The 22,882-nt window shown below is 69.5% G+C and carries 25 protein-coding genes; 9 read left to right on the top strand and 16 right to left on the bottom strand.

Going from position 1 to position 22,882, the window contains the following annotated elements; genetic code table 11:
- Window positions 1-98: 98 nt before the first annotated feature.
- The 3 genes from glnK to C9J49_RS12000 form a co-directional block, all read right to left on the bottom strand.
- The gene (glnK, locus tag C9J49_RS12010; protein WP_107182183.1) at window positions 99-437 is read right to left on the bottom strand and encodes a P-II family nitrogen regulator; all 339 of its coding nucleotides are present in this window, start codon (window positions 435-437) and stop codon (window positions 99-101) included.
- A gap of 146 nt (window positions 438-583) precedes the next feature.
- A complete protein-coding gene (locus C9J49_RS12005; RefSeq protein ID WP_107182182.1) occupies window positions 584-1,906 on the bottom strand; it encodes an ammonium transporter in 1,323 nt (440 codons plus the stop codon).
- Between the two features lie 39 nt (window positions 1,907-1,945).
- Entirely contained in the window at window positions 1,946-2,284 is a 339-nt protein-coding gene (locus tag C9J49_RS12000; protein ID WP_016855902.1) for a P-II family nitrogen regulator, read from the bottom strand.
- Window positions 2,285-2,600: 316 nt separating this feature from the next.
- Here C9J49_RS12000 and C9J49_RS11995 point away from each other — a divergent pair, with 316 nt between their 5' ends.
- On the top strand, window positions 2,601-2,960 hold the full coding sequence (locus C9J49_RS11995; protein WP_046078812.1) for an accessory factor UbiK family protein: 360 nt from the start codon (window positions 2,601-2,603) through the stop codon (window positions 2,958-2,960).
- A gap of 85 nt (window positions 2,961-3,045) precedes the next feature.
- Complete coding sequence (locus C9J49_RS11990) at window positions 3,046-4,551, top strand: YifB family Mg chelatase-like AAA ATPase (protein WP_046078811.1); 1,506 nt, start codon at window positions 3,046-3,048, stop codon at window positions 4,549-4,551.
- A gap of 19 nt (window positions 4,552-4,570) precedes the next feature.
- Here C9J49_RS11990 and C9J49_RS11985 read toward each other — a convergent pair whose 3' ends face one another.
- On the bottom strand, window positions 4,571-5,071 hold the full coding sequence (locus C9J49_RS11985) for a hypothetical protein (RefSeq protein WP_046078810.1): 501 nt from the start codon (window positions 5,069-5,071) through the stop codon (window positions 4,571-4,573).
- A complete protein-coding gene (locus tag C9J49_RS11980; protein ID WP_035595179.1) occupies window positions 5,068-6,051 on the bottom strand; it encodes an alpha/beta hydrolase in 984 nt (327 codons plus the stop codon). Before C9J49_RS11980 ends, C9J49_RS11985 begins: the two co-directional genes overlap by 4 nt.
- A gap of 229 nt (window positions 6,052-6,280) precedes the next feature.
- On the opposite strand from C9J49_RS11980, the gene C9J49_RS11975 reads away from it, so the two are divergent.
- Both C9J49_RS11975 and C9J49_RS11970 read left to right on the top strand, forming a co-directional pair.
- Complete coding sequence (locus C9J49_RS11975) at window positions 6,281-8,455, top strand: malate synthase G (protein WP_107182181.1); 2,175 nt, start codon at window positions 6,281-6,283, stop codon at window positions 8,453-8,455.
- 158 nt (window positions 8,456-8,613) lie between these two features.
- Complete coding sequence (locus C9J49_RS11970) at window positions 8,614-9,027, top strand: PaaI family thioesterase (protein ID WP_035595012.1); 414 nt, start codon at window positions 8,614-8,616, stop codon at window positions 9,025-9,027.
- Here the strand turns inward: C9J49_RS11970 and C9J49_RS11965 are convergent.
- Window positions 9,003-9,395, bottom strand: coding sequence for a DUF423 domain-containing protein (locus C9J49_RS11965; protein ID WP_107182180.1), 393 nt, complete (start codon window positions 9,393-9,395; stop codon window positions 9,003-9,005). The two genes, C9J49_RS11970 and C9J49_RS11965, sit on opposite strands and share 25 nt — an antisense overlap.
- 233 nt (window positions 9,396-9,628) lie before the next feature.
- Between C9J49_RS11965 and thiS the strand changes: the two genes are divergently transcribed.
- The 3 genes from thiS to trmB are packed head-to-tail and all read left to right on the top strand — an operon-like array spanning window position 9,629 to window position 11,444.
- Window positions 9,629-9,829: a sulfur carrier protein ThiS gene (gene thiS, locus C9J49_RS11960; RefSeq protein WP_016855894.1), complete on the top strand. Its 201-nt coding sequence runs from the start codon at window positions 9,629-9,631 to the stop codon at window positions 9,827-9,829.
- Between the two features lie 33 nt (window positions 9,830-9,862).
- The gene (locus tag C9J49_RS11955; protein ID WP_035595017.1) at window positions 9,863-10,660 is read left to right on the top strand and encodes a thiazole synthase; all 798 of its coding nucleotides are present in this window, start codon (window positions 9,863-9,865) and stop codon (window positions 10,658-10,660) included.
- 37 nt (window positions 10,661-10,697) lie between these two features.
- Window positions 10,698-11,444: a tRNA (guanosine(46)-N7)-methyltransferase TrmB gene (trmB, locus tag C9J49_RS11950; protein ID WP_107182179.1), complete on the top strand. Its 747-nt coding sequence runs from the start codon at window positions 10,698-10,700 to the stop codon at window positions 11,442-11,444.
- A gap of 15 nt (window positions 11,445-11,459) precedes the next feature.
- On the opposite strand, the gene C9J49_RS11945 is transcribed toward trmB, so the two are convergent.
- Complete coding sequence (locus C9J49_RS11945) at window positions 11,460-12,488, bottom strand: DMT family transporter (protein WP_082090854.1); 1,029 nt, start codon at window positions 12,486-12,488, stop codon at window positions 11,460-11,462.
- A gap of 88 nt (window positions 12,489-12,576) precedes the next feature.
- On the opposite strand from C9J49_RS11945, the gene C9J49_RS11940 reads away from it, so the two are divergent.
- A complete protein-coding gene (locus C9J49_RS11940; RefSeq protein WP_046078806.1) occupies window positions 12,577-13,461 on the top strand; it encodes a LysR substrate-binding domain-containing protein in 885 nt (294 codons plus the stop codon).
- A gap of 257 nt (window positions 13,462-13,718) precedes the next feature.
- On the opposite strand, the gene C9J49_RS11935 is transcribed toward C9J49_RS11940, so the two are convergent.
- The 7 genes from C9J49_RS11935 to C9J49_RS11905 all read right to left on the bottom strand — a co-directional run bounded on the left by C9J49_RS11935 (window position 13,719) and on the right by C9J49_RS11905 (window position 19,770).
- Window positions 13,719-14,633: an AEC family transporter gene (locus C9J49_RS11935; RefSeq protein WP_046078805.1), complete on the bottom strand. Its 915-nt coding sequence runs from the start codon at window positions 14,631-14,633 to the stop codon at window positions 13,719-13,721.
- A gap of 122 nt (window positions 14,634-14,755) precedes the next feature.
- A complete protein-coding gene (locus C9J49_RS11930; RefSeq protein WP_046078804.1) occupies window positions 14,756-15,454 on the bottom strand; it encodes an FKBP-type peptidyl-prolyl cis-trans isomerase in 699 nt (232 codons plus the stop codon).
- 132 nt (window positions 15,455-15,586) lie between these two features.
- On the bottom strand, window positions 15,587-16,030 hold the full coding sequence (locus tag C9J49_RS11925; RefSeq protein WP_035595181.1) for a universal stress protein: 444 nt from the start codon (window positions 16,028-16,030) through the stop codon (window positions 15,587-15,589).
- 24 nt (window positions 16,031-16,054) lie between these two features.
- Entirely contained in the window at window positions 16,055-17,341 is a 1,287-nt protein-coding gene (locus C9J49_RS11920; protein WP_046078803.1) for a TRAP transporter large permease, read from the bottom strand.
- A gap of 28 nt (window positions 17,342-17,369) precedes the next feature.
- A complete protein-coding gene (locus C9J49_RS11915) occupies window positions 17,370-17,948 on the bottom strand; it encodes a TRAP transporter small permease (protein WP_046078802.1) in 579 nt (192 codons plus the stop codon).
- A 182-nt stretch (window positions 17,949-18,130) separates the two neighbouring features.
- Window positions 18,131-19,153: a TRAP transporter substrate-binding protein DctP gene (dctP, locus tag C9J49_RS11910; protein WP_046078801.1), complete on the bottom strand. Its 1,023-nt coding sequence runs from the start codon at window positions 19,151-19,153 to the stop codon at window positions 18,131-18,133.
- Between the two features lie 101 nt (window positions 19,154-19,254).
- Entirely contained in the window at window positions 19,255-19,770 is a 516-nt protein-coding gene (locus C9J49_RS11905; RefSeq protein WP_107182178.1) for a TIGR02444 family protein, read from the bottom strand.
- 50 nt (window positions 19,771-19,820) lie between these two features.
- On the opposite strand from C9J49_RS11905, the gene C9J49_RS11900 reads away from it, so the two are divergent.
- Window positions 19,821-21,767 carry an ABC-F family ATP-binding cassette domain-containing protein gene (locus tag C9J49_RS11900; RefSeq protein ID WP_107182177.1) on the top strand — a complete coding sequence of 649 codons (1,947 nt, stop codon included), beginning with the start codon at window positions 19,821-19,823 and terminating at the stop codon, window positions 21,765-21,767.
- 9 nt (window positions 21,768-21,776) lie between these two features.
- Here C9J49_RS11900 and dtd read toward each other — a convergent pair whose 3' ends face one another.
- A complete protein-coding gene (gene dtd, locus C9J49_RS11895) occupies window positions 21,777-22,214 on the bottom strand; it encodes a D-aminoacyl-tRNA deacylase (protein WP_107182176.1) in 438 nt (145 codons plus the stop codon).
- Window positions 22,215-22,279: 65 nt separating this feature from the next.
- Window positions 22,280-22,858: a chalcone isomerase family protein gene (locus C9J49_RS11890; RefSeq protein ID WP_035595050.1), complete on the bottom strand. Its 579-nt coding sequence runs from the start codon at window positions 22,856-22,858 to the stop codon at window positions 22,280-22,282.
- Between the last annotated feature and the right edge of the window lie 24 nt (window positions 22,859-22,882).

The raw sequence follows: 22,882 nt of genomic DNA, 5'->3' as shown, positions 1-22,882 counted from the left end.
GCCGTCACCCCGTCACGAATCCGGATGACCTGCTCCAGGGCGGTGACGAAGATCTTGCCGTCGCCGATCTTGCTGCAGGGTCAGCGCGACCTGGGTGATCAGACGGCGTCCTTATCCGTCTCGCCGGTGCGAATCCGGATGACCTGCTCCAGGGCGGTGACGAAGATCTTGCCGTCGCCGATCTTGCCGGTGTTGGCGACCTGGGTGATGGCGTCGATCACCTGCTCGGCCATGGCCTCGTCCACGGCGACCTCGAGCTTCACCTTGGGCAGGAAGTCGACCACGTACTCGGCGCCGCGATAGAGCTCGGTGTGGCCCTTCTGGCGGCCGAAGCCCTTGACCTCGGTGACGGTGATGCCCTGGACGCCGATGTCCGAGAGCGCCTCGCGGACGTCGTCGAGCTTGAATGGCTTGATGATGGCGGTCACCAGCTTCATGGGTCTCTCCTCGCGTTGTTCGTGTCCGATGGCGCCACTCGCCATCCCTGACGGAGTCATTGTGCCAGAGCATACACCCACGGAGAGAAGAACGAAAAAATGGCCCCGCGAGGGGGCCATGTCGTGTTGCCGGCAGGGCGGGGCGATCAGGAGCGGGCGGCTGCCTGGGCCTGGCTCGCGCCCTCGCTGCGGGTACGGCCGGAGGCGCCACCACCACCGTGCACCTTGGAGACGGTGAACTCGGGGTAGGCCTCGAGGCCACACTCGGCCAGGTCCACGCCCTCGTATTCCTCTTCCTCGCTGACACGCACGCCCATGATCGCCTTGATGATCAGCCACACCACCAGGCTGGCGATGAAGACCCAGGCGAAGATGCCGATGATGCCGATGATCTGCGGGCCGAAGGAGGCACCGTCGTTGGACAGCGGCACCGCGAGCACGCCCCAGATGCCGACCACGCCGTGGGCGGAGATGGCACCGACCGGGTCATCGAGCTTCAGCTTGTCGAGGCCGACGATGGAGATCACCACCAGCAGGCCGCCGAAGGCGCCGATCAGGGTGGCGCCCAGGGCGCTGGGCGACAGCGGGTCGGCGGTGATGGACACCAGGCCGGCGATGGCGCCGTTCAGGGCCATGGTCAGGTCGGCCTTGCGGAACCAGGCCTTGGCCAGGATCAGTGCGGCGATCACGCCACCGGCGGCCGCGGCGTTGGTGTTCACCAGCACCTGGGCCATGTTGTTGGCGGAGCTCACGTCGGAGACCTTCAGCTCGGAGCCGCCGTTGAAGCCGAACCAGCCCATCCACAGGATGAAGGTACCCAGGGTGGCCAGCGGCATGTTGGCGCCGGGGATGGCGAAGATGCTGCCGTCCTTGCCGTACTTGCCCTTGCGCGGACCGAGCACCAGCACGCCGGCCAGGGCCGCGGCCGCGCCGGCCATGTGCACGATGCCGGAACCGGCATAGTCGGAGAAGCCGACCTCGGCCAGCCAGCCGCCGCCCCAGGTCCAGTAGCCGGAGACCGGATAGATGACGCCGGTCATCACCACGGCGAAGGCCAGGAAGGCCCACAGCTTCATGCGCTCGGCCACGGCACCGGAGACGATGGACATGGCGGTGGCCACGAACACCACCTGGAAGAAGAAATCGGCGCGCATGGAGTAGTAGGGCGCATCGTCGCTGCCCGCGGTCACCGCGGCCACGGTATTGTCGTCGCCCAGCAGGAAGCCCAGGTTGGGCAGGATGCCGCCGGCGTCGCCGGAGTACATCAGGTAGTAGCCCAGCAGCAGGTACATGGTGCAGGCGATGGCGAACAGGGCGATGTTCTTGGTCAGGATCTCGGCGGTGTTCTTGGACCGCACCAGGCCGGCCTCGAGCATCGAGAAGCCCGCGGCCATCCACATCACCAGGACGCCGCAGATCAGGAAGTAGAAGGTATCGAGCGCGTAGCTCAGCTCGGTCAACTCGTTCATGGCTGTCACTCCAGAAGGAAAGGGAGAGAGACGGTCGGCTTAGACGGCGTCGGCGCCGCGCTCGCCGGTACGGATGCGGATGACGTCCTCGAGGGGGGTCACGAAGACCTTGCCGTCGCCGATCTTGCCGCTGTTGGCGGCGCTGCAGATGGCGTCCAGCACGGTATCGAGGCGACCGTCGTCCACGGCGATCTCGACCTTGACCTTGGGCAGAAAGTCGACGACGTACTCGGCGCCACGATACAGCTCGGTGTGGCCCTTCTGGCGGCCGAAGCCCTTGACTTCGGTGACGGTGATGCCCTGGACCCCGTTGTCGGCGAGCGCTTCGCGCACGTCGTCGAGCTTGAACGGCTTGATGATGGCGGTAATCAGCTTCATCCCGGATCTCCCCATTGGATGAGCGCGGGCTGCTCCGCGCGGTGTGTGTGCAGGTTTCCCTGCATCTGCTTAAACCGTGCCATCGAACTGGATTTGCCATATTTTTCAGGGCGTTGATTGCCAATAGCGCCCCGGCAGAGAGAGGCTGGTGCAGGCGTGAATGGACGCCGTGCACTGAATTGATGCTGGTGAGCGAGCGCTTCGCACCATCCGAGGGCGAGGCCCGCGCCACCCGGGAATGCGCCCGCCGGGCGGCTTGCGTATCCTTGGAGTCAGCCCTATTCCCCTAAGGCCCATTCCACTCAGGAGAGACATCATGGTCAGCCAAGACCGCATCGGCCGCCTGGCCCAGCAGATCGGCGAGCGCCTGCAGGGCGCCTCCCAGGCGCCGGAAGACGTGCAGAAAGGCATTCAGCAGGTGGTGCGCGGCGCCTTCGACCGGCTCGAGCTGGTGTCGCGGGAGGACTTCGACATCCTGATGGACGTGCTACAGCGCACCCGCGGCCGGGTCGAGGCGCTGGAGAAGCAGGTCGCCGCGCTGGAAGAGGCCCTAGACGCCAACCGCGCGGGCGGCGAGGTGCCGGCCGTGGCGGATGAGGCCTCGGTCGATGCGGCCGCCGAGGCGCAGTCGTCCACCCCTGAGGAAGATGCCGGCGCCGGCGAGACCGGGCGCTGATTCCGAACCGTCACCGAGCGGGGCTCGTCGCGCTGAACTAGCTTTAGGACTTACCTGAGGAAAGGAACCGCGCGAGGGACCGCCGATGACCCTGTCGATCGTTCGCACCCGGGCCGGCCTCGGCCTCGAGGCTCCCGAGGTGCTGGTGGAAGTGCATCTGGCCAACGGCCTGCCCGGCATCACCCTGGTCGGGCTGCCGGAGACCGCCGTTCGGGAGAGCCGCGAGCGGGTCCGCAGCGCGCTGGTCAACGCCGGCTTCGACTTCCCGATGCGTCGCATCACCCTCAACCTGGCGCCCGCCGACCTGCCCAAGGAAGGCGGGCGCTTCGATCTGCCCATCGCCCTGGGGTTGCTGGTGGCCTCGGGCCAGATCGCCGCCGAGGCGCTGGCCGAGATCGAATGCGCGGGCGAGCTCGCCCTGGACGGCGCGCTGCGTCCGGTGCCCGGGATGCTGCCGCTGGCGCTGGCCACCCGCGGGGCCGGGCGGCGTCTGATCGTGCCCCGGGCCAACGCCGACGAGGCGGCGCTCGCGGGCGATCTCGAGGTGCTGCCCGCCGATCACCTGCTCGAGGTGGTCGCACACCTGCTGGGCCAGACGCCGATCGAGCCCCATCGGGCGTCGCGCCCCGCCGAGGCGCTGACGACGGGTGCCGATCTCGCCGAGGTACGTGGCCAGCACCAGGCGCGGCGCGCCCTGGAGGTCGCCGCCAGCGGTGGCCACAATCTCCTGCTGGCCGGTCCTCCAGGCACCGGCAAGACCATGCTGGCCAGCCGCCTGCCCGGGATCCTGCCGCCGCTGACCGAGAACGAGGCCCTGGAGGTGGCGGCGGTGCGTTCGGTGTGTGGCCTGCCGCTCGACGAGGACTGGGGGCGGCGCCCCTTCCGCTCGCCCCACCACACCGCCAGCGCGGTGGCGCTGGTCGGCGGTGGCTCGCGGCCCAGGCCCGGCGAGATCTCGCTGGCCCATCGGGGCGTGCTGTTCCTCGACGAGTTGCCCGAGTTTCCCCGCCAGGTGCTCGAGGTGATGCGCGAGCCCATGGAATCCGGGCGCATCCACATCGCCCGCGCCAGCCACGAGCGGCGCTATCCGGCGAGCTTCCAGCTGGTGGCGGCGATGAATCCCTGCCCCTGCGGCCATCTCGGTGACCCTCGCCGGGCCTGCCACTGCACCGCCGCCCAGATCCAGCGCTATCAGGCGCGGCTTTCCGGACCGCTGCTCGACCGTATCGACCTGCAGGTGGAGGTGCCGGCGCTGGCGCCGGAGCAGCTGACCGCCCGGGAGAGCGGAGAGCCCTCGGCGGCGGTACGCGAGCGGGTACTGGCGGCCCGGGAGCGGCAGTGGGCGCGCGGGGCGCTCAATGCCCGGCTGGGCAGTCGCGAGCTGGAGGCCGCCTGCGCACTGAGCGGGACGGATCGGGCCTGGCTGGCCGGGGTGCTGGAGCGGCTCAATCTCTCGGCGCGGGCCTATCATCGGGTGCTGCGGGTGGCGCTGACCCTGGCCGACCTGGCCGGCGAGCCGCACCCCGGGCGCGAGCAACTGGTCGAGGCGATCGGCTATCGTCAGCTCGATCGGCTGCTGCAGGGGCGTTGACGAAGCACGGCCCCCAGCGTCAGAGCGCGGTGGCGTCCAGGGCGCCATCCAGCCGCGTCTGCCACAACGGGGTGGCGTCGCCCGGGCGGCGCAGGGTCAGCTCCAGGCGATACGGCAGCAGGGTCCGGTCGGACAGTGCCAGCCGGGGGCCGGCGCTGACCAGCCGGCTGTCCAGCCGCCACTGGTTGGCCGCGGCGCCCGAGGCCAGCGCGGGCTGCCAGTCGAGCACCTGGGGCCCCTGGCCGAGGCCCAGCAGGGAGCGGGTCAGGCTTTCCAGCAGGCGGTCCTCGCCGACGCCGAGCGCGTCATCGACCTCGGGGGCGGCCAGCAGCAGCACCTCGTCGGAGGACGGTCGTGGCAGCGGTGGCGCCTCGGCCACCCGCTGCGCGGCGCGTTCGCCGAGGCCGAACAGGGCCTGGCGAACCGTCTGGGGAGCGTCCGGCGTGCCGACGGCGCAGCCGGCGAGCGGCAGCACCGTCAGCAGGAGGAGAGGCAGCAGCGGCAAGCGGCGACGGCTCATCGGCGGGAGACCCTGCGGGTGGTGGAAGAGGGAATGTCGGCCTCCTCGAGGCCGGCGAGGAACCGCGTGAGCTCCTCGAACAGCACCCGGCGGATCGGTTCGGCCTCGTTGACCAGGTGATGGCGGGCCTCGGGGTGGCGATGGATCTCGGCCCGCGGGAACTTGCGCGTCAGCACCTCCAGGTTCCATTCCCAGTCCACCGTCAGATCCTGCTCGCCCTGCAGGATCAGCGTCGGCAGCGGGCTGGCCGGCATGGCCAGCAGCCGCGGCATCCAGCGGCGCATGGCGTCCACCCACTCCATGGCCAGGCGGTCCGGCTGCAGCGGGTCGCTCTCGCGAAGGAAGGTGGCGAAGTCGCTGTCGGTGGAGTTCTCGCGGAAGCGGCGCGGCACCGAACGCACGAAGGGGCCCAGCAGGCGGTGCAGCCAGCTCGACTGGTTCCAGCCCCAGGGGCGCACCAGCGGCGCCAGCAGGGCCAGGCCGCTCCAGTGGCCGTCGTCGCCCCGGCGCAGGGCGTCGGTGGCCAGGATCGCCGCGCCGGTGCTCTGGCCGATGCCGACCCAGGGCCGGGGCGCCAGGTCGCGGGCGGTCAACTGGGTCTGCAGGTTGTCCAGGCAGCTGCCATAGTCATCGAAGTCGGCGATGGTGGCGCGGGGGCCGCTGGACAGCCCGTGCCCGGGCAGATCCCACAGCACCACCTGCCAGCCGCGCTCGAGCAGGCACTCGAGCAGGTGACGATAGAGGCCCAGATGATCGTAGTAGCCGTGCACCACGAACACGGTGCCGCGCGGCGATGGCGGGCGCCAGATCTGGGTCCACAGCCGGAAGCCGTGGGCGTCCACGTACCCCACCTGCAGGCCCACCCGCTCGGCGAGCAGCGGCGCCAGGCCGTAGTGGCCCAGGTAGCCCTGGAGCGGGTGGCCGGCGGGGTCGGCCGGGGCGATGGGGCCGAGCGCCTGCAGGGGGGTGAAGTCGGTCATCGAGTCCTCCGTGTGGATGCCCATGCTAGCGTCCCGTCGGGACGGTCACCAGCGTCGCCTTCCAACGTCTCCGGCCTCGTCTATTGGTCGAGTTCCGGGGGTGGTTCGCAGGCTTCGGGTTTACATGTGGAAGTATTTTCCACAATACTGAGGCCACGCAGTCACCATTGCCTGTCCGGCCGATTGGCGCTTGGGGAGCGCCGAAACGCCTCGCATAGGAGAACGACCCATGACCCAACGTATCACTCGCCACCGTCTGCAGGTGGCCGCCGAGCTGGACCGCTTCATCAATGAGCAGGCCCTGCCGGGCTCCGGCGTCGATCCCGAGGCCTTCTGGGCCGGCGTCGACGCCCTCTTTCATGATCTGACACCGAAGAACCGCGAACTGCTCGCCGAGCGCGATGCCCTGCAGGCCGAGCTCGACGCCTGGCACCGCGAGAATTCAGGCCCGGTGCGTGACATGGCCGCCTATCGCGGCTTCCTCGAGCGCATCGGCTATCTGCAGCCGGCCCCCGCCGAGGTCAAGGTCACTACCACCAACGTCGACCGCGAGATCGCCGTGCAGGCCGGCCCGCAGCTGGTGGTGCCGGTGAACAACGCCCGCTACGCGCTCAACGCCGCCAACGCCCGCTGGGGCAGCCTCTACGACGCGCTCTACGGCACCGATGCCATCGCCGACGAGGATGGCGCCGAGCGCGGCGACAGCTTCAACCCGAAGCGCGCCGAGAAGGTCATCGCCTACGCCCGCGGCGTGCTCGACCGTGCCGTGCCGCTGGCCACCGGCTCCCACGCCGAGGCCGTGAAGTACGCGCTGCGCGACGGCCACCTGGTGGTGAGCCTGGAAGGCGGCCGCGAGACCGGCCTCAAGGAGCCGGGCAAGCTGGTCGGCTACCTGGGCGAGACCGACGCGCCGACCTCGGTGCTGCTGGCCAACAACGACCTGCACCTGGAGATCCAGATCGACGCCACCCATCCGATCGGCAAGACCGATGCGGCAGGCGTCAAGGACGTGGTCGTCGAGGCCGCGCTGACCTCGATCATGGACTGCGAGGACTCGGTCGCGGCGGTGGACGCCGAGGACAAGGTCGGCGTCTACGCCAACTGGCTGGGCCTGATGGCCGGCGACCTCGAGGAGCCGATCGAGAAGGGCGGCAAGCGCTTCACCCGCAAGCTGGCGGCGGATCGCACCTGGACCGCGCCGGACGGCGGCGAGGTGACCCTGCCCGGCCGCTCGCTGCTGTTCGTGCGCAACGTCGGCCACCTGATGACCACCCCGGCGGTGCTGGACGCCGACGGCAACGAGCTGCCGGAAGGCATCCTCGACGCGGTCATGACCAGCCTGCTGTCCATCCGCGACCTGCAGAAGGGCGAGGGCGAGGCCCGCAACTCCCGCGAGGGCTCGGTCTACATCGTCAAGCCGAAGATGCACGGCCCGAAGGAAGTGGCCTTCACCAACGAGCTGTTCGGCCGCGTCGAGGACCTGCTGGGCCTCCAGCGTGACACCCTCAAGATGGGCATCATGGACGAGGAGCGCCGCACCTCGGTCAACCTCAAGGCCTGCATCAATGAGGCGACCTCGCGGGTGGTGTTCATCAACACCGGCTTCCTCGACCGCACCGGCGACGAGATGCACACCGCCATGCAGGCCGGCCCCATGGTGCGCAAGGGCGACATGAAGGGCGCCGCCTGGATCGGCGCCTACGAGCGCAACAACGTTCAGGTCGGCCTGGCCTGCGGGCTGCGCGGCCACGCCCAGATCGGCAAGGGCATGTGGGCCATGCCGGACCTGATGGCGGCCATGCTCGAGCAGAAGATCGGCCATCCCAAGGCCGGCGCCAACACCGCCTGGGTGCCGTCGCCGACCGCCGCCACCCTGCACGCCCTGCACTACCACCAGGTCAGCGTGGCCGAGGTGCAGCGCGAGCTGGAGGCCCAGGGCGAGCCGGACCTGCTGGACGAGCTGCTGACCGTGCCGGTGGCCGAGAACACCGACTGGTCCGAGGACGAGCTGCAGCAGGAGCTGGACAACAACTGCCAGGGCATCCTCGGCTACGTGGTGCGCTGGGTCGAACAGGGCGTCGGCTGCTCCAAGGTGCCGGACATCCATGACGTGGGCCTGATGGAAGACCGCGCCACCCTGCGCATCTCCAGCCAGCACGTGGCTAACTGGCTGTACCACGGCGTGGTCGACGAGGCCCGCGTGCGCGCTACCCTGGAGCGCATGGCCAAGGTGGTCGACGAGCAGAACGCCGGTGACCCGGCCTACTCGCCGATGAGCGCCGACTTCGCCGGCTCCTACGCCTTCCAGGCCGCCTCGGACCTGATCTTCAAGGGCATCGAGCAGCCCTCCGGCTACACCGAGCCGCTGCTGCACCACTGGCGCGCCGTCCACAAGGCCGGCTGATCGCCTCTCGCCAGCATGCCGTTCGCCGCCCCCTTCATGGGGGCGGCTTTCGTTGGGGGCGAGAAAGCGAGAGAAGGGAAAAGGGAGATGCCCCGGGTGTGCGTCGCGCGCGGGCTGGGCTATCTTGTGGCCATCGTTCAGCCGCAGGGAGCGCGCCCATGACCGTGATGACCGCCGCCGCCATCGAGGAATTCCTCGACGAGGTGTTTCCCCAGCGTGCCGGCACCATCGAGGGCGTCGGCGAGGGCCGCGCCACCATGAGCCTGGCCATCGAGGACGAGCACCTGCGTCCCGGTGCCAGCGTCTCCGGCCCGACTCTGATGGGGCTGGCCGACGTCTGCCTCTACGTGGCGATCCTGGCCCAGATCGGCCCCGAGCCGATGGCGGTCACCAGCGACCTGCACTGCCGCTTCCTGCGTCGCCCGCGGGGCGATCGCGACTTGATCGCCAACGCCCGGCTGCTCAAGCTGGGGCGACGGCTGGCGGTGGGCGAGGTGCAGCTGTTCTCCGACGGCGAGGAGGCGCCGGTGGCGCTGGTCACCGCGACTTATGCCTTGCCCGATGCCGACTGACTGCGCCAGGCCGCCACGGCCAGCGCCAGCCAGCCGAGGATCAGCAGCCCGCCGCCGATCGGCGTGATGGCGCCGAGCACCTTCACGCCGCTGATCGCCAGGGCGTAGAGCGAGCCCGAGAACAGCGTCATGCCGGCCAGCCACAGGCCAAGGACCCAGCGCTGGCCGGCCAGCGGCCGTGCGGCGCGCCAGGCCAGCACGGCGAGCATCGCCAGGGTGTGCCAGGCCTGGTAGCGCACCCCGGTCTCGAACACCGTCATCAGCCTCGGCGTCAGGGTGCCGTTCAGGGCATGGGCGCCGAAGGCCCCGGCCATCACCGTCAGGGCGCCGCACAGCGCCACTGCCATCCACCAGCCGCGATCCCGCATGCTGTCTTTCTCCCGTTGGGGTGTGTTCCCGTGATGTCTGAGCAGGGGCTGGGGACAGGCCAGAGCGGGGTTTTTGCCAGGGACGGCAAAAGGTAGCGCCCAGGGATGGGGTCACAGCGCCCCGCGGCGGCCTGTTGCCAGATCGGCCCCGCCAGGTCTGCGCCATACCGTACCCGGGGGCGCCCCGAGGCGCTACAATATGGACCCGCGAAATCGCAGCCCCGGAGGATGCCATGCAGATCCAGCTCAACGGCGAGGCGCGCACCCTGGAGGCCGAGGCCTCCGTGGCCCAGCTGGTCGAGACCCTCGGCCTGGCCGGACGGCGCATCGCCGTGGAGGTCAACGAGGAGATCGTCCCCCGAAGCGCGCACGGCGAGACGCGTCTGGCCGACGGCGACAGGGTGGAGATCGTCCATGCCATCGGTGGCGGCTGAGCCGCGAGACCCCCGCATAGGAGCCACAATACAATGACCGACTTCTTCCAGGACGCGCCGCTGCGCGTCGCCGGCCGTGAATTCGCCTCGCGCCTGCTGGTGGGCACCGGCAAGTACCGCGATGTCGACGAGACCGGCGAGGCCATCGCCGCCAGCGGGGCCGAGGTGGTGACCTTCGCCGTGCGTCGCACCAATCTGGGCCAGGACGCCTCGGCGCCCAATCTGCTCGACGTGGTGTCCCCGGAGCGCTATACCCTGCTGCCCAACACCGCCGGCTGCTACACCGCCCAGGATGCGGTGCGCACCTGCCGGCTGGCCCGCGAGCTGCTCGACGGCCACAACCTAGTCAAGCTCGAGGTGCTGGGCGATGACACCACCCTGTATCCCAACGTGGTGGAGACCCTGGCCGCCGCCGAGACCCTGGTCAACGACGGCTTCGACGTCATGGTCTACACCAGCGACGATCCCATCGTTGCCCGCGAGCTGGAGCGTCTCGGCTGCTGCGCCGTGATGCCGCTGGGCTCGCTGATCGGCTCCGGCCACGGCATCCAGAATCCGCACAACATCCGCCTGATCATCGAGCAGGCCAGCGTGCCGGTGCTGGTGGATGCCGGCATCGGCACCGCCTCCGAGGCCGCCCAGGCCATGGAGCTGGGCTGCGACGGGGTGCTGATGAACTCCGCCATCGCCCACGCCCGCCAGCCGGTGCTGATGGCCGGCGCCATGAAGCGGGCCGTGCTGGCCGGCCGCGAGGCCTTCCTTGCCGGACGCATGCCGCGCCGCCAGGGCGCCGAGCCGTCCTCGCCGCTGGCCGGGCGTATCAACGCCTGATCCTGTCTTTCGACCTTCACGAGTTTCAACGCCGCGCATGAACGACGAACAACGCCCCGACACGCCCTCGACCGACGCTCCCGAGGGCCCCGACGCCCCGCTGCATCGCCGCGGGATCAAGAGCTACGTGCTGCGCGCCGGGCGCATGACCGCCGCCCAGACCCGCGGCCTCGAGGAGGTGTGGCCGCGTCTGGGGCTGACCCTCGAGGACGGCCGCCAGGACCTCGAGACGCTGTTCGGGCGTCGCGCTCCGGTGGTGCTGGAGATCGGCTTCGGCATGGGCGGCTCGCTGATCGAGCAGGCCGAGACCCATCCCGACACCGACTTCATCGGCATCGAGGTGCATGCGCCCGGCGTCGGCAAGCTGCTCGACGAGGCCGACAAGCGCGGCCTGACCAACCTCCGGGTCTATCGCGAAGACGCGCTGCTGGTGCTCGAGCAGTGCCTGCCCGAGGGCAGCCTCGGCACCCTGCAGCTGTTCTTCCCCGACCCCTGGACCAAGAAGAAGCATCACAAGCGGCGCATCGTCCAGCCGGCCTTCGTCGAGCTGGTGCGCACGCGCCTCAAGCCCGGCGGCACCCTGCACATGGCCACCGACTGGGAGGCCTACGCCGAGTGGATGGCCGAGGTGATGGTCGAGGCGCCGGGCTACCAGAACACCGCCACCGACGAGACGGCCCCCTACGTGCCGCGCCCCGAGTTCCGCCCGCTGACCAAGTTCGAGCAGCGCGGCGAGAAGCTCGGCCACGGCGTCTGGGACCTGATCTTCCGTCGCGCCGACTGATTCCTTCCCGCGCGCTCAGCCTCGCCGCGTGGTCGGGGCGTTCGGTCGGACCCGTCGACGCGCTTCCCGCTCCGTGACCGGGCGGGCCGTGGCGACATGGCCGCCGGCGCCTCGCCCGCGGCGCCGACCGCTCGCCAGGGCGCTCACGGCGCCGAGCAGCCCGAGGGCCATGCCGGCGGCGCCCAGCATGCCCGGCCATTCGCCGAACATCAGCGCCGTGGCGGCCAGGGTGGCGGCCGGTGTCAGGGCCACCAGCGCGGCGCTCTGGCTGACCCCGAAGCGCTGCAGGCTGGCGTTGAAGAAACCGTAGCCGCCGAAGGTTGCCAGCAGGATCAGCCAGGCCAGGGCCGCCAGGGTCTCCGCCTCCAGCGCCGGGGCGGGCAGTCCTTCGCCGCTCAGCCAGGCGGCGAGGGCGAACACCAGGGTGGCCGCCGCCAGCTGGGCGGTCAGGCGCGTCGCCATGGGCAGGGTCGCCGGCCGCCCGGCGCTCAGCACGCTGCCGAGGCTCACCGCGATCACCGCCAGCAGCGGCAGTCCGTAGGCCCAGAGCGGTGCCCCGCCGACGCCGCCGAGATCGTCCATCACGCTCAGCCCCGCCCCCAGGGTCGCCACGCCCAGTCCCAGCCATTGGGCCATCCGCGGACGCTCGCCCAGCAGGCGGCCGGCCATCAGCGTCGCGGCCAGGGGCTGCAGGGCGCCGATCAGGGCCGCCACGCCGGCACTGACGCCGCTTTCCACCGCCAGCAGCATGGCCAGCAGATAGCCGCCCACCGTGAGGCTGCCGACCAGGGCCTCGTGGGCCAGGGCGCCCGGTGCTCGAGTGCGTTGCGCGCGGGTCGCGATCAGCGTCCACAGGCCGGCCAGCAGGGTGGCCAGCGCGAAGCGCCAGGCGTAGAGCGAGAGCGCCGGCGACTCGGCGGCCACGGCCAGACGGCTGCCCACGAAGCCGCTGCTCCAGCAGATCACGAAGCCCACAGCGATCGCCAGGCTCCCCAGCTGCTGCGGCTGGGGCGGTGCCCACTGAACCCATTGTCTCGCCAGCATGTCGGTCTCCTCCCGCGAACTTGCAGGGGCGAGTCTGCGCCGGCTAATGTCTTCAGTGAATCGCAACTTTTTTTAGTGAGTGTTCAGTATGGTTGAAGTCTCTTCCCAGACCCTGGACCTGGAGGCGCTGCGCAGCTTCGTGGCGGTGGCGCGGCTGGGCTCGCTGGCCGCGGCGGCCGAGCAGCGCCACCGCACCGTCAGTGCCCTGAGCATGCAGATCAAGCGCCTCGAGACGCGCCTGGAGGCCCGGCTGCTGGTGCGCGGTGCCCGGGGCATGACGCTCACCGCCAGCGGCGAGGCGCTGCTCGGCGAGGCCCGGGAGCTGCTGCGCCATCACGACGGCCTGGTGGCTCGGATCAGCGGCCGCGGCCTGTCCGGCCGGGTCAGCTTCGGTATGCCCGAGGACTACGCCAGCCGCCTGGTAGGGCGCCTGCTGCCGGACTTCCTGGCCCGCCATCCTGACGTGGTGCTGGAGGCCGTGACCGCGACCAGCGGCGAGCTGGCCCGCCGCCTGGAGCGGGGCCAGCTGTCGCTGGTCGTGGCGCTGGACCGTCCTCATCGACTCAGCGGCGGTGAGCCGCTGTGGCGTACCTCGCCGGTATGGGCCGGCGCCCGGGACCTGGCGCTGGCGCCGGAGGCCCCGTTGCCGCTGGCGCTGCATCCGGTGGACTGTCCCTACCGCCAGCTCGGCATCGAGGCCCTGGAGGCCGGCGGGCGCCCCTGGCATGCGGTCTTCACCAGTACCAGCATCCATGCGCTGGAGACTGCCGTGGAGGCGGGGCTGGCGGTGAGCATCCTGGAGCGTGATCGCCTGACGCCGGCCATGCGCGAGCTGGGTGAGGCCGAGGGCCTGCCGCGGCTGGCGGACTGCCAGGCCGAGCTGCATTACGGGCGAGGCGTCAATGCGGCCTCTTGGCCGGCGGTGGAGGCGCTGGGAGAGATGATCAAGGCGCGCCTGGGCCAGCGGAGCTGACGCACGCGTGCGGTGAGGGCACGTCATGGTGCCGCGGGCGCTCGGAGCCAGTGCGGAAAGGTCGCGCGCAAAAGAAAGCCGCCCTGGGCGGGGCGGCGAAAGACCGTGACTAGCAATGAGGAGGAGAATCCCCCGCGGAGGACTGGCAGGGCCCCGCGGGTCTGACACGCACCTCGGCGATGCCATGAATGAAAGGTAAATCATTCTCATTTGATGCGTCAAGCGTAACGAGAATATTTTTTATTTGATGTCGCTGGCTAGGCGATCAGGCGCAGCCACAGCGGCAGGCTCAGCATGGCCAGCAGGGTCTGGACGGTAATCAACGCGGCCATCAATTCGGCGTCGCCGCCCAGCTGTCGCGACAGGATATAGGCCGAGGTGGCGGTGGGCAGGGCGGCGAAGAGCAGCGCCACGTCGCGGCTCACCGCGTCCAGGCCGAGCAGGGTGGTCAGCCCCAGCACCAGGGCCGGCAGCAGCGCCAGCTTGATCAGGGTGGCGGTCCAGAGGCCGCCGTCCCGGCGCAGCACCGCCTGGGGGCGGAGCGCCACGCCCACCGCCACCAGGCCCAGCGGCAGCGCCGCCCGGCCGAGCAGGGCCACCGCGTCGTGGCTCCAGCCGGGCAGGCCGATCCCCGAGAGGTTGAGCCCCGCCCCGGCCAGGCAGGCCAGGATCAGCGGGTTGCGGGCCAGGGCCCGGAGGCTGGCGCCCACGCCGCCCTTGCCCAGGGTGCCGGCAGCGAGGAAGGTCAGCACGCACAGTACGTTGACCAGCGGCACCATCAGCGCCACGGCGACCGCCGCCACGGTGGCGCCGGCCGGGCCGTGCAGGGCGGCGGCGCCGGCCACGCCCACGTAGGTGTTGAAGCGCAGCGCGCCCTGGAAGACCGAGGTGAAGGCCGGCATGCCGAGCCCCAGCCGCGGCCGCAGCGTCCACAGGCCGACGGCCAGCAGCAGCAGGCCACCGAGCAGCACCAGGGCGAGGCGGGCGACCGGCACCGCGCGGATGTCGGCCTCGGCCAGGGTGGCCACCAGCATCGCCGGGAACAGCAGGTAGTAGATCAGGCCCTCGAGGCGCGACCAGAAGTCGCCGCCGGGCCAGGGACCACGGCCCAGCAGGGCGCCGAGCAGGATCAGCAGGAACAGGGGCCCGAGGGCGCCGATGATGCTTTCCATGACGATGCCATTCCCTGGTCGAGAGGTGAGCGCGGCGTGTCAGGCCGCGCAACGCAAGGCGGCCGGCCCCGAGGGAGGCCGGCCGCCGGTCGCGCCATCGAGGCGCGCTCGCCGTGGGGCGATCAGCCTTCGGCGTTGTCCGGGTTCACATCGAGCAGCTCGACCTTGAACACCAGGGTCTCGTTGGGGCCGATCGGGCCCTGGCCGCGGCTGCCATAGCCGAGTTCGGCCGGGATCACGACTTCCCAGGTGTCGCCGACGCTCATCAGCTTCAGGGCTTCCTGCCAGCCTTCGATGACCTGGCCGACCTGGAAGCTGACCGGCTCGCCGCGCTCGTAGGAGCTGTCGAAGACGGTGCCGTCGATCAGCTGGCCTTCGTAGTTGACCTTGACGGTGTCGCCGTCGCTGGGCGAGGCGCCGTCGCCGGATTCGATCTCGCGATACTGCAGGCCGGAGGCGGTGACGGTCACGTCGTCCTTCTCGGCGTTTTCGGCCTGATAGGCCTCGCCGGCGGCCTGGTTCTCCTCGGCCAGCTGCTGGGCCTCGGCGGCGCGCTGCTGCATGGCCTGCTGCTGGAAGGCCTGCATGGTGGCGTTCATCTCGTCCTCGGTCATCTCCAGCTCGTTGTCGTCGAAGACATCGCGAACGGCCTGGGTGAAGGCGTCGACATCGAGATCGGAGACGTCCTGCTGGATGCTCTTGCCCAGGGTCACGCCGAGGCTGTAGCCGAGCTTCTCGCCGTCGGTCTCGGGGGCGGCCAGTGCCAGCGGGGCAGCGGTCAGCAGCGCCGTCAGGGATGCGGTGGTCAGCAGTCGCTTCATGAAAATGCCTTGTACTCCGGCGCCTTGGCGCCATCGGTGAATGGGGTTCTTGGGACTCTAACAGGGCCGGATCGGTTCCGCACCCGTCTCGACGGCGCGGAAACCGACCCGGCAGGAGGCGCGCCGGCGGCACTAGACCACGAGGGTTGGGCAGTGGGCCGAGCCCGCCACCCGCTGCGACACGCTGCCCAGCAGCAGACCCTTGTCGCCGTTGGTGCCCTGGGCGCCGATCACGATCAGGTCGCAGTCGCGCTTGCGGGCGAAGCGCACGATGGTGCGCGAGGGGCGGCCCCCCTTGACGAAGGCACGCACCCTGTCGGCGGGCACGCCGAGCTCGGCGGCGTGCGCCTTGGCCTGCACGGCGATCTCGGTGGCGTACTCCTTGAGGGCATCGTCGGGGATGTCGAGCTTCTCGGGCCTGATCATGGACAGCGAGGCCTCGAGCAGGCTGTGATGCTTGAACACGCACAGCAGGTAGAGTTCGGCGCCGGTGAGCCGCTGCAGCGCGACGGCCTTGTCCAGTGCCTTGATGGCGCCCTTGGAGCCATCCACCGGTACCATGATCCGCTTGAACATCATGAGCTCTCCTTTGGGTCCCGGTCAGCCGCTGAAGGCCAGGTCGCGCAGGAACAGGGCGATCTGCGGGAACATGATCAGCAGGGCGGCGGCGAGGATCAGCAGGAACACGAACGGCGGCGTGCCCTTGATGACGTCCAGGTAGGGCCGCTTGAAGATCGCGATGGCGGTGAAGATGTCGCAGCCGAAGGGTGGCGTCGCCGAGCCGATGGCCACCTGCAGGGTGATCAGGATGCCGACCAGCACCGGGTCCAGGCCGGTGGCCTCGATGGCGGGGGCGAAGATCGGCGTCAGCACCAGGATCACCACGATGGGGTCGACGAACATGCAGGCCACGAAGAAGGCGATGCAGATCGCGATCAGCACCCCGGTGGGGCCGGCCTCGTTGATGCCCACCGCCTCGAGGATCGCCTGGGGAATCTGGGCGAAGGAGATGATCCAGGAGAAGCCGTTGCCGACGGCGACCAGGATGAACACCACGGCGGTGATCAGGCCGGTGGACTTGGCGATGGCGTAGATGTCATTGATCTTGAGCGAGCGGAACACCACGAACTCGAGCAGGATGGCATACAGCACGCAGGCCGCGGCGGCCTCGGTGGGGCTGAAGATACCGCCATAGATGCCGCCGACGATGATCACCGGGAAGCCCAGCGGCCACAGCGCCATGCGTACCGCGCCCAGGCGTTCGCCCCAGCCGGCCTTGGGCTCGGTGGGCACCTTGCGGATCACGGCGTAGGCCACGCAGTAGGCGGAGAACATGGCGAGAATCAGCAGGCCGGGCCCGATGCCGGCGATGAACAGCTCGCCGATGGAGGTGCCGGAGATCACCCCGTAGATGATCATGCCGATGCTGGGCGGAATCAGGAAGGCGATGTCACTGGCGTTGATGATCAGCGCCAGGGTGAAGGAGTCCGAGTAGCCGGCCTTGAGCATCCGCGGGCGCAGGGGCGAGCCCACCGCCACCACGGTGGCCTGGGTGGAGCCGGAGACGGCGCCGAACAGGGTGCAGGAGGCCGCGGTGCTGACCGCCAGACCGCCCTTCACGTGGCCGATGAAGGACATCACCATGTTGATCAGGCGCTCCGCCGACTGGCCGCGGGTCATGATGTCGGCGGCGAGGATGAACATCGGCACCGCGATCAGCGAGGCTGGCCGGATGCCGGCCATCATCTGCTGGATCAGCGTCTCCATTTGGCCCAGGCCGTTGAACATCATGAAGAAGCCGATCACCGCCGCGGTGATCAGCGGGATCATCATCGGAAAGCCCAGCAGCAGCAGGGCGATCATGGTCACCACCATTATTGTCGTCATCGTGCGTTCCCCCGGGTCGTGCCCATCATCAGACTTCCGTTTCCGTATCCTTGTACCCGTCGAGCACCGAGGTCGACAGGTAGACGTCGCGGGACGTCATGTTCTTGATGGCGGTGAGCAGGTACTGGATGCCGGTGATCAGAAAGCCCAGCGGCACCCAGACGTAGATGATCCAGATAGGGAAGCCGAGCGCCGGCAGGATGCGGCCCTTGTCGTGCAGGTCGAGGATGTAGAGCACCGAGAAATAGAGCAGGAAGAACATCACCAGGGAGGTGAACAGCGAGATCGCGATCATCAGCGCGCGGCGCCCGCCCACCGGCAGGGCATCGTAGATCGCCGACATGCGGATGTGCCGGCCGTGGCGCGCCGCATAGCCGATGCCGGCGAAGGTGATCATGATGATCAGGATGCGGTTGATCTCGCCGGAGAAGAAGATGCTCTCGCCGAAGACGAAGCGGCCGATGACGTTGGCGATGGTGTTGGCGGCCATCAGCAGCACGCCGAGGGCGAGGATCACCGCCTCGACCTTGCTGATGAAGGTGTCGATGACGCCGAGAAAGCCCGGCAGTCCGGAACGATAGTGCTTTTCGGAATCTTCGTCGGTCATGGGCGTAATTCCCTGGAATCGTGGCGAACGGCATGACGCGCGAGCGACATCCCTATGGAGCAGCGTAACGGCTGGAGGCCATGCCATAGGCCCCGCGGATCAACGTTGGTTGAACGTTGCCCGGGCGGAAACAAAACGGGGGCAGCCAGGCTGCCCCCATCGTGCCGGTCGGGTGATCGCGATCACTCCTCGGCTTGCTGCACGGCCTCGAGGTCGGCCTTGAACTGCTCGAGCAGCGCGGCGCCGTCCTCGCCGGTCATCTCGAGGAAGGCGTCCTCGACCTGGGGCGCGCGCTCCTTGAAGGTGGCGATCTGCTCGTCGTTCAGGCGCGTCACGGTGCACTCGTCGCAGGCTTCCATGATCTTGTCGAGCGAGTCCTCGGCGAGGCCCTGGATGTGCTCGATGGTGTGGTCATAGGCCGCGTCGGTGGCGTCCTGCACCAGCTGCTTGTCCTCGTCGGACAGGCCTTCGTAGAAGTCCTGGTTGGCCATCATGGCGGTGGTGAACCAGCCGTGACCGGTGAAGGTCAGGTTCGGAGACACCTCGTAGAGGCCGCCGGACTCGATCCAGAAGATCGGGTTCTCCTGGCCGTCGATGATGCCGGTCTGCAGGCCGCCGTACACCTCACCCCAGGGCAGCGGGGTCGGGGTGGCGCCGAAGGCGTTGTAGGTCTCGGCGAGCAGCGGGTTGGTCATCACCCGGATCTTCTTGTTGTCGAAGTCCGCGGGTTCGGTGATCGGCTCGTCGGCGGTGACCACCATTTCCCCCTCGGGGAACATCTGCAGCAGCTTCAGGCCGTGCTCGGCGTAGAGCTCGGGGAACATCTCGTTGATGGCCTTGCTCTCGTCGAAGAACTCGAGCACGGTGTCCATGTCGGTCGGCATCAGATACGGAATGAAGAAAATCTGGGCCGCCGGGATCAGGGCGCCGGTGAAGCCGGGGGACTGGTCCACGAACTGCAGGATGCCGTTCTGGGTCTGCTCCATGATGTCGTCGGACTCGCCGAGCTCACCGAAGCGATAGACTTGCACGTTGTGGTCGGAATTCTCCTCCACGTAGCGCTTGAATTCTTGGGCGAAGACGTCCTGTACGTCGCCCTCGTACTCCTCGTGAGCGTAGCGCCAGTTGTCCGAGAAGGCGGACGTCGACATGCCCAGCATCAGGGCACCGATGCCCGCGGTGGCCAGCAGCTTTTGTGACTTCATTGATGCGCTTCCTCTGCAGGTTCTGCCAGCAACATCACGATGATATTGCTAACGAAAAGAACGTTTTGTTTTTGCAGCGTTTGTTCAGGCTAGTGGGGCGATCATGAAGGGTCAAGTTGGTCATTCAACCTTCCTAGCGCCGCAAGATGAGACGGTTTTGTCAGTCGGGAATAAAAAGGCAGTGCATCTCGCAGGTCATCGCCGGGTGATAGAGGCCGATGAGTGGCGTTGTCGTCGAGGCTATGCGCTTCCAGCCGCGCCAGGGCCTCACGCTCGGCGTCGAGCTCGCAGGCCTTGATCCGCTGGCGCAGCGAGGCGACGCTCTCGCGCTCGGTGGCCTCGGCCTTGAGCGAGCGGCGCAGCCGGCGCAGCGGCGCGGTCACCTCGGCCTGCCAGCGGGCCACCGCATCGGGCATCGGGCCGGCGGCCAGCCCGTGGCGGAACAGCCACAGCCGCCACAGCAGCTCGATCACCTCGACGCCGGCGTCGTCCTGCAGGTGCAGGCAGGCGGCTTCCGCGCCGGGGCGGGCGTAGAGCGCCAGGGCGACGTCCCATAGCGGATCGGCGGCGAGCCGGGCCCGCAGAGCGGCCGGCAATTCGGTAGAATCGGGCGTCATGATTCGGCTGTCGTCACGGCGGCGGCCCTATGCCTTCCTGTGGAGCCTTCATGATTGCACTGCGCCAAGTTTCCCTGCAACGCGGCACCCAAGCGCTGCTCGAGGACGCCGACCTGACCCTGCACGCCGGCCACAAGGCGGGCATCGTCGGGCCCAACGGCGCCGGCAAGTCGAGCCTGTTCGGCCTGCTGCGCGGCGAGTTCGCCCCCGATCGCGGCGAGCTCGAGATGAGCGGCGGCCAGCGCATCGCCCACATGGCCCAGGAGGTCGAGGCCCTCGACCGCAGCATCCAGGACTACGTGCTCGACGGCGACCGGGCCCTGCGCGAGGCGGAAGCCGCGCTGGCCAGGGCTCAGGCAAACGGCGATGTTCACCGCGAGGCCGAGCTGCACGGCACCATCGAGGCGCTGGACGGCTACAGCGCCCCGGCCCGGGCGGCCCAGCTGCTGGTCGGGCTCGGCTTCGACCAGGGCGACCTCGCGCGGCCGCTGTCGGACTTCTCCGGCGGCTGGCGGATGCGCGTCAACCTGGCGCGCACCCTGTTCATGCCCTCCGACCTGCTGCTGCTCGACGAGCCCACCAACCACCTGGACCTCGACGCCCTGCTGTGGCTCGAGCAGTGGCTGACCCGCTATCCGGGCACCCTGCTGCTGATCTCCCACGACCGCGACTTCCTCGACGCGGTGTGCGATCACATCGTGCACTTCGATCGTCGCTCGCTGGTGCTGTATCGCGGCAACTACTCCACCTTCGAGCGCACCCGGGCCGAGAAGCTGGCCCTGCAGCAGGCCGAGGCGGCCAAGCAGCAGGCGCGCAAGGAGGAGATCGAGCGCTTCGTGGCCCGCTTCCGCTACAAGGCCACCAAGGCCCGCCAGGCCCAGAGCCGGCTGAAGATGCTCGAGCGCATGGGCGAGATCGCCGTGGCCCACGTCGATTCGCCCTTCCACTTCACGCTGCCGTCCGCCGACCGCACCTCGCACCCGCTGCTGGTGCTGGACGAGGCGCGGCTCGGCTATCGCGGCGAGGACGGCGAGACCGTCCAGCTCGAGGGCGTCGACATGACCCTGCAGCCGGGGCAGCGCATCGGCCTGCTCGGCCCCAACGGCGCCGGCAAGTCGACGCTGATCAAGTCGCTGACCGGCGAGCTGCCGCTGCTCGGCGGGCGTCGGGTGCCCGGCGAGCACCTGGCCATCGGCTACTTCGCCCAGCATCAGCTCGAGGGGCTCGACCTCGCGGCCACGCCCTTCATCCACGTGCAGCGGCTCTCGCCGCGGGCCGCCGACCTGGACATCCGCAACTTCCTGGGCGGCTTCGGCTTCAAGGGCGACGACGCCTTCGCCGAGGTGGGGCGCTTCTCCGGCGGCGAGAAGGCGCGGCTGGCGCTGGCGCTGGTGGCCTGGCAGAAGCCCAACCTGCTGCTGCTCGACGAGCCGACCAACCACCTGGACCTGGAGATGCGCGAGGCGCTCACCGAGGCGCTGGCCAGCTTCGAGGGCACGGTGATCGTGGTCTCCCACGATCGCCACCTGCTGCGCGCCACCGTGGACGAGTTCTGGCGGGTCGCCGACCACCGGGTCACGCCCTTCGACGGCGACCTCGACGACTATCGCGCCTGGCTCAAGACGCGGCTCGAGAACGAGCGCCGCGAGGCCCGGGCCCAGAAGGTCGAGCGTCAGGAGGCCGCCGAGGCGCCGAAGGAGGATCGCAAGGCCGCGCGTCGCGCCGCCGCCGAGCTGCGCGAGAAGCTGCGCCCGCTCAAGCGCGAGCGCGATCGCGCCGAGCGCGAGATGGAGAAGGTGCAGGCCTCGCTCGGCAAGGTGGAGGACGCCCTGGGCGACGCCGAGCTCTACACCGACGAGGCGCGCAAGGACGAACTCTCCCAGCGGCTCGCCGAGCAGGCCGAGCTGGCGTCGCGGCTCGGCGAGCTGGAGCAGGCCTGGCTGGCGGCGGAGGAATCGCTGGAGGCGATGGAAGCGGAGCTGCGCGAGGCGACCTGAGGCGCCGGTTCAGCTCTCGAGCAGGAAGGTCACCGGACCGTCGTTGACCAGCGCCACCTGCATGTCGGCGCCGAACTCGCCGGTGGTGACCTTCGGCCAGGCGACCCGGGCGCGCTCGACCAGCGCCTCGAACAGCCGCTGGCCCTCGGCGGGCGGCGCGGCGCTGGAGAAGCCGGGGCGCAGCCCCTTGCGGGTGTCGGCGGCCAGGGTGAACTGCGACACCAGCAGCAGGCTGCCCTCGGCCTGCTGCAGGTTGAGGTTCATCTTGCCGTCCGGGTCGGAGAACACCCGGTAGTGCAGCAGCTTGTGCAGCAGCCGCTCGACGCTCTGCTCGTCATCCCCCTTCTCGACGCCGATCAGCGCCAGCAGGCCGTGGTCGATGGCGCCGGTCTCGCGGTCGTCGACGGTGACGCTGGCGTGGCGAACGCGCTGGATCAGGGCTTTCATGGTGCCTTCCTTCTTCTTCCCGCCCTCGGCGGCTGGCAAAAGCCGGCAGCCTAGCACGCCGGCGGTCAGCGCCCCAGCAGGTCGTCCCGGAAGCCGTCGCCCAGCGGCGCCTCGCCGAGCCAGATGCCGAACAGGGCATCGGCCAGCGCCGGCTCTGGCCGCGCATAGAGCGACTCGCCGTTCAGGGCCAGGCTCAGGGTCTCGCCGTCCCAGGTCAGGGCGTAGCGGTCGCCCGGCGAGACGTCGCGGTAGCGGGCGTTGAAGGCCGACAGCGCCGGCTCGAGCGATCGGAAGTCGGCCGCGCCGAGCTGGTCGCGGAGGGTATCGCGGGTGACCTCGGCGAAGTCGCCGGCCTCGATGGCGTGGAAGTACTCGAGTTCCAGGCGCCGCGGCACGTTGCCCGACTGGGGCGCGGGCCGTGGAAAGCCTTCGGCCTGGTAGTAGGCGCCGGCGTAGGCGTCCCAGATCATGTAGCGGAACAGCCCGTGGCCGATCATCCGGAAGGGGCGCCCGTCGACCTGCTGGACGGCGGCGAAGCGGGCGTTCTTGACCACCACCTCCGCGCCGGCGGGCATGGCGGCAAGGCCCGTGGCCAGCGCCAGGGCAAACATGAGGGCGGCGAAGGGCAGGCGCAGCATCGGCATGAAGACATCCTCCAGAGTGGCTAT

It is taken from the genome of Halomonas sp. SL1 (genome assembly GCF_003030865.2).
GTDB classification, from domain to species: domain Bacteria; phylum Pseudomonadota; class Gammaproteobacteria; order Pseudomonadales; family Halomonadaceae; genus Halomonas; species Halomonas halophila.
The sequence above is the reverse complement of the archived record's forward strand: the minus strand, read 5'-3'. Positions and strand labels throughout refer to the sequence as shown.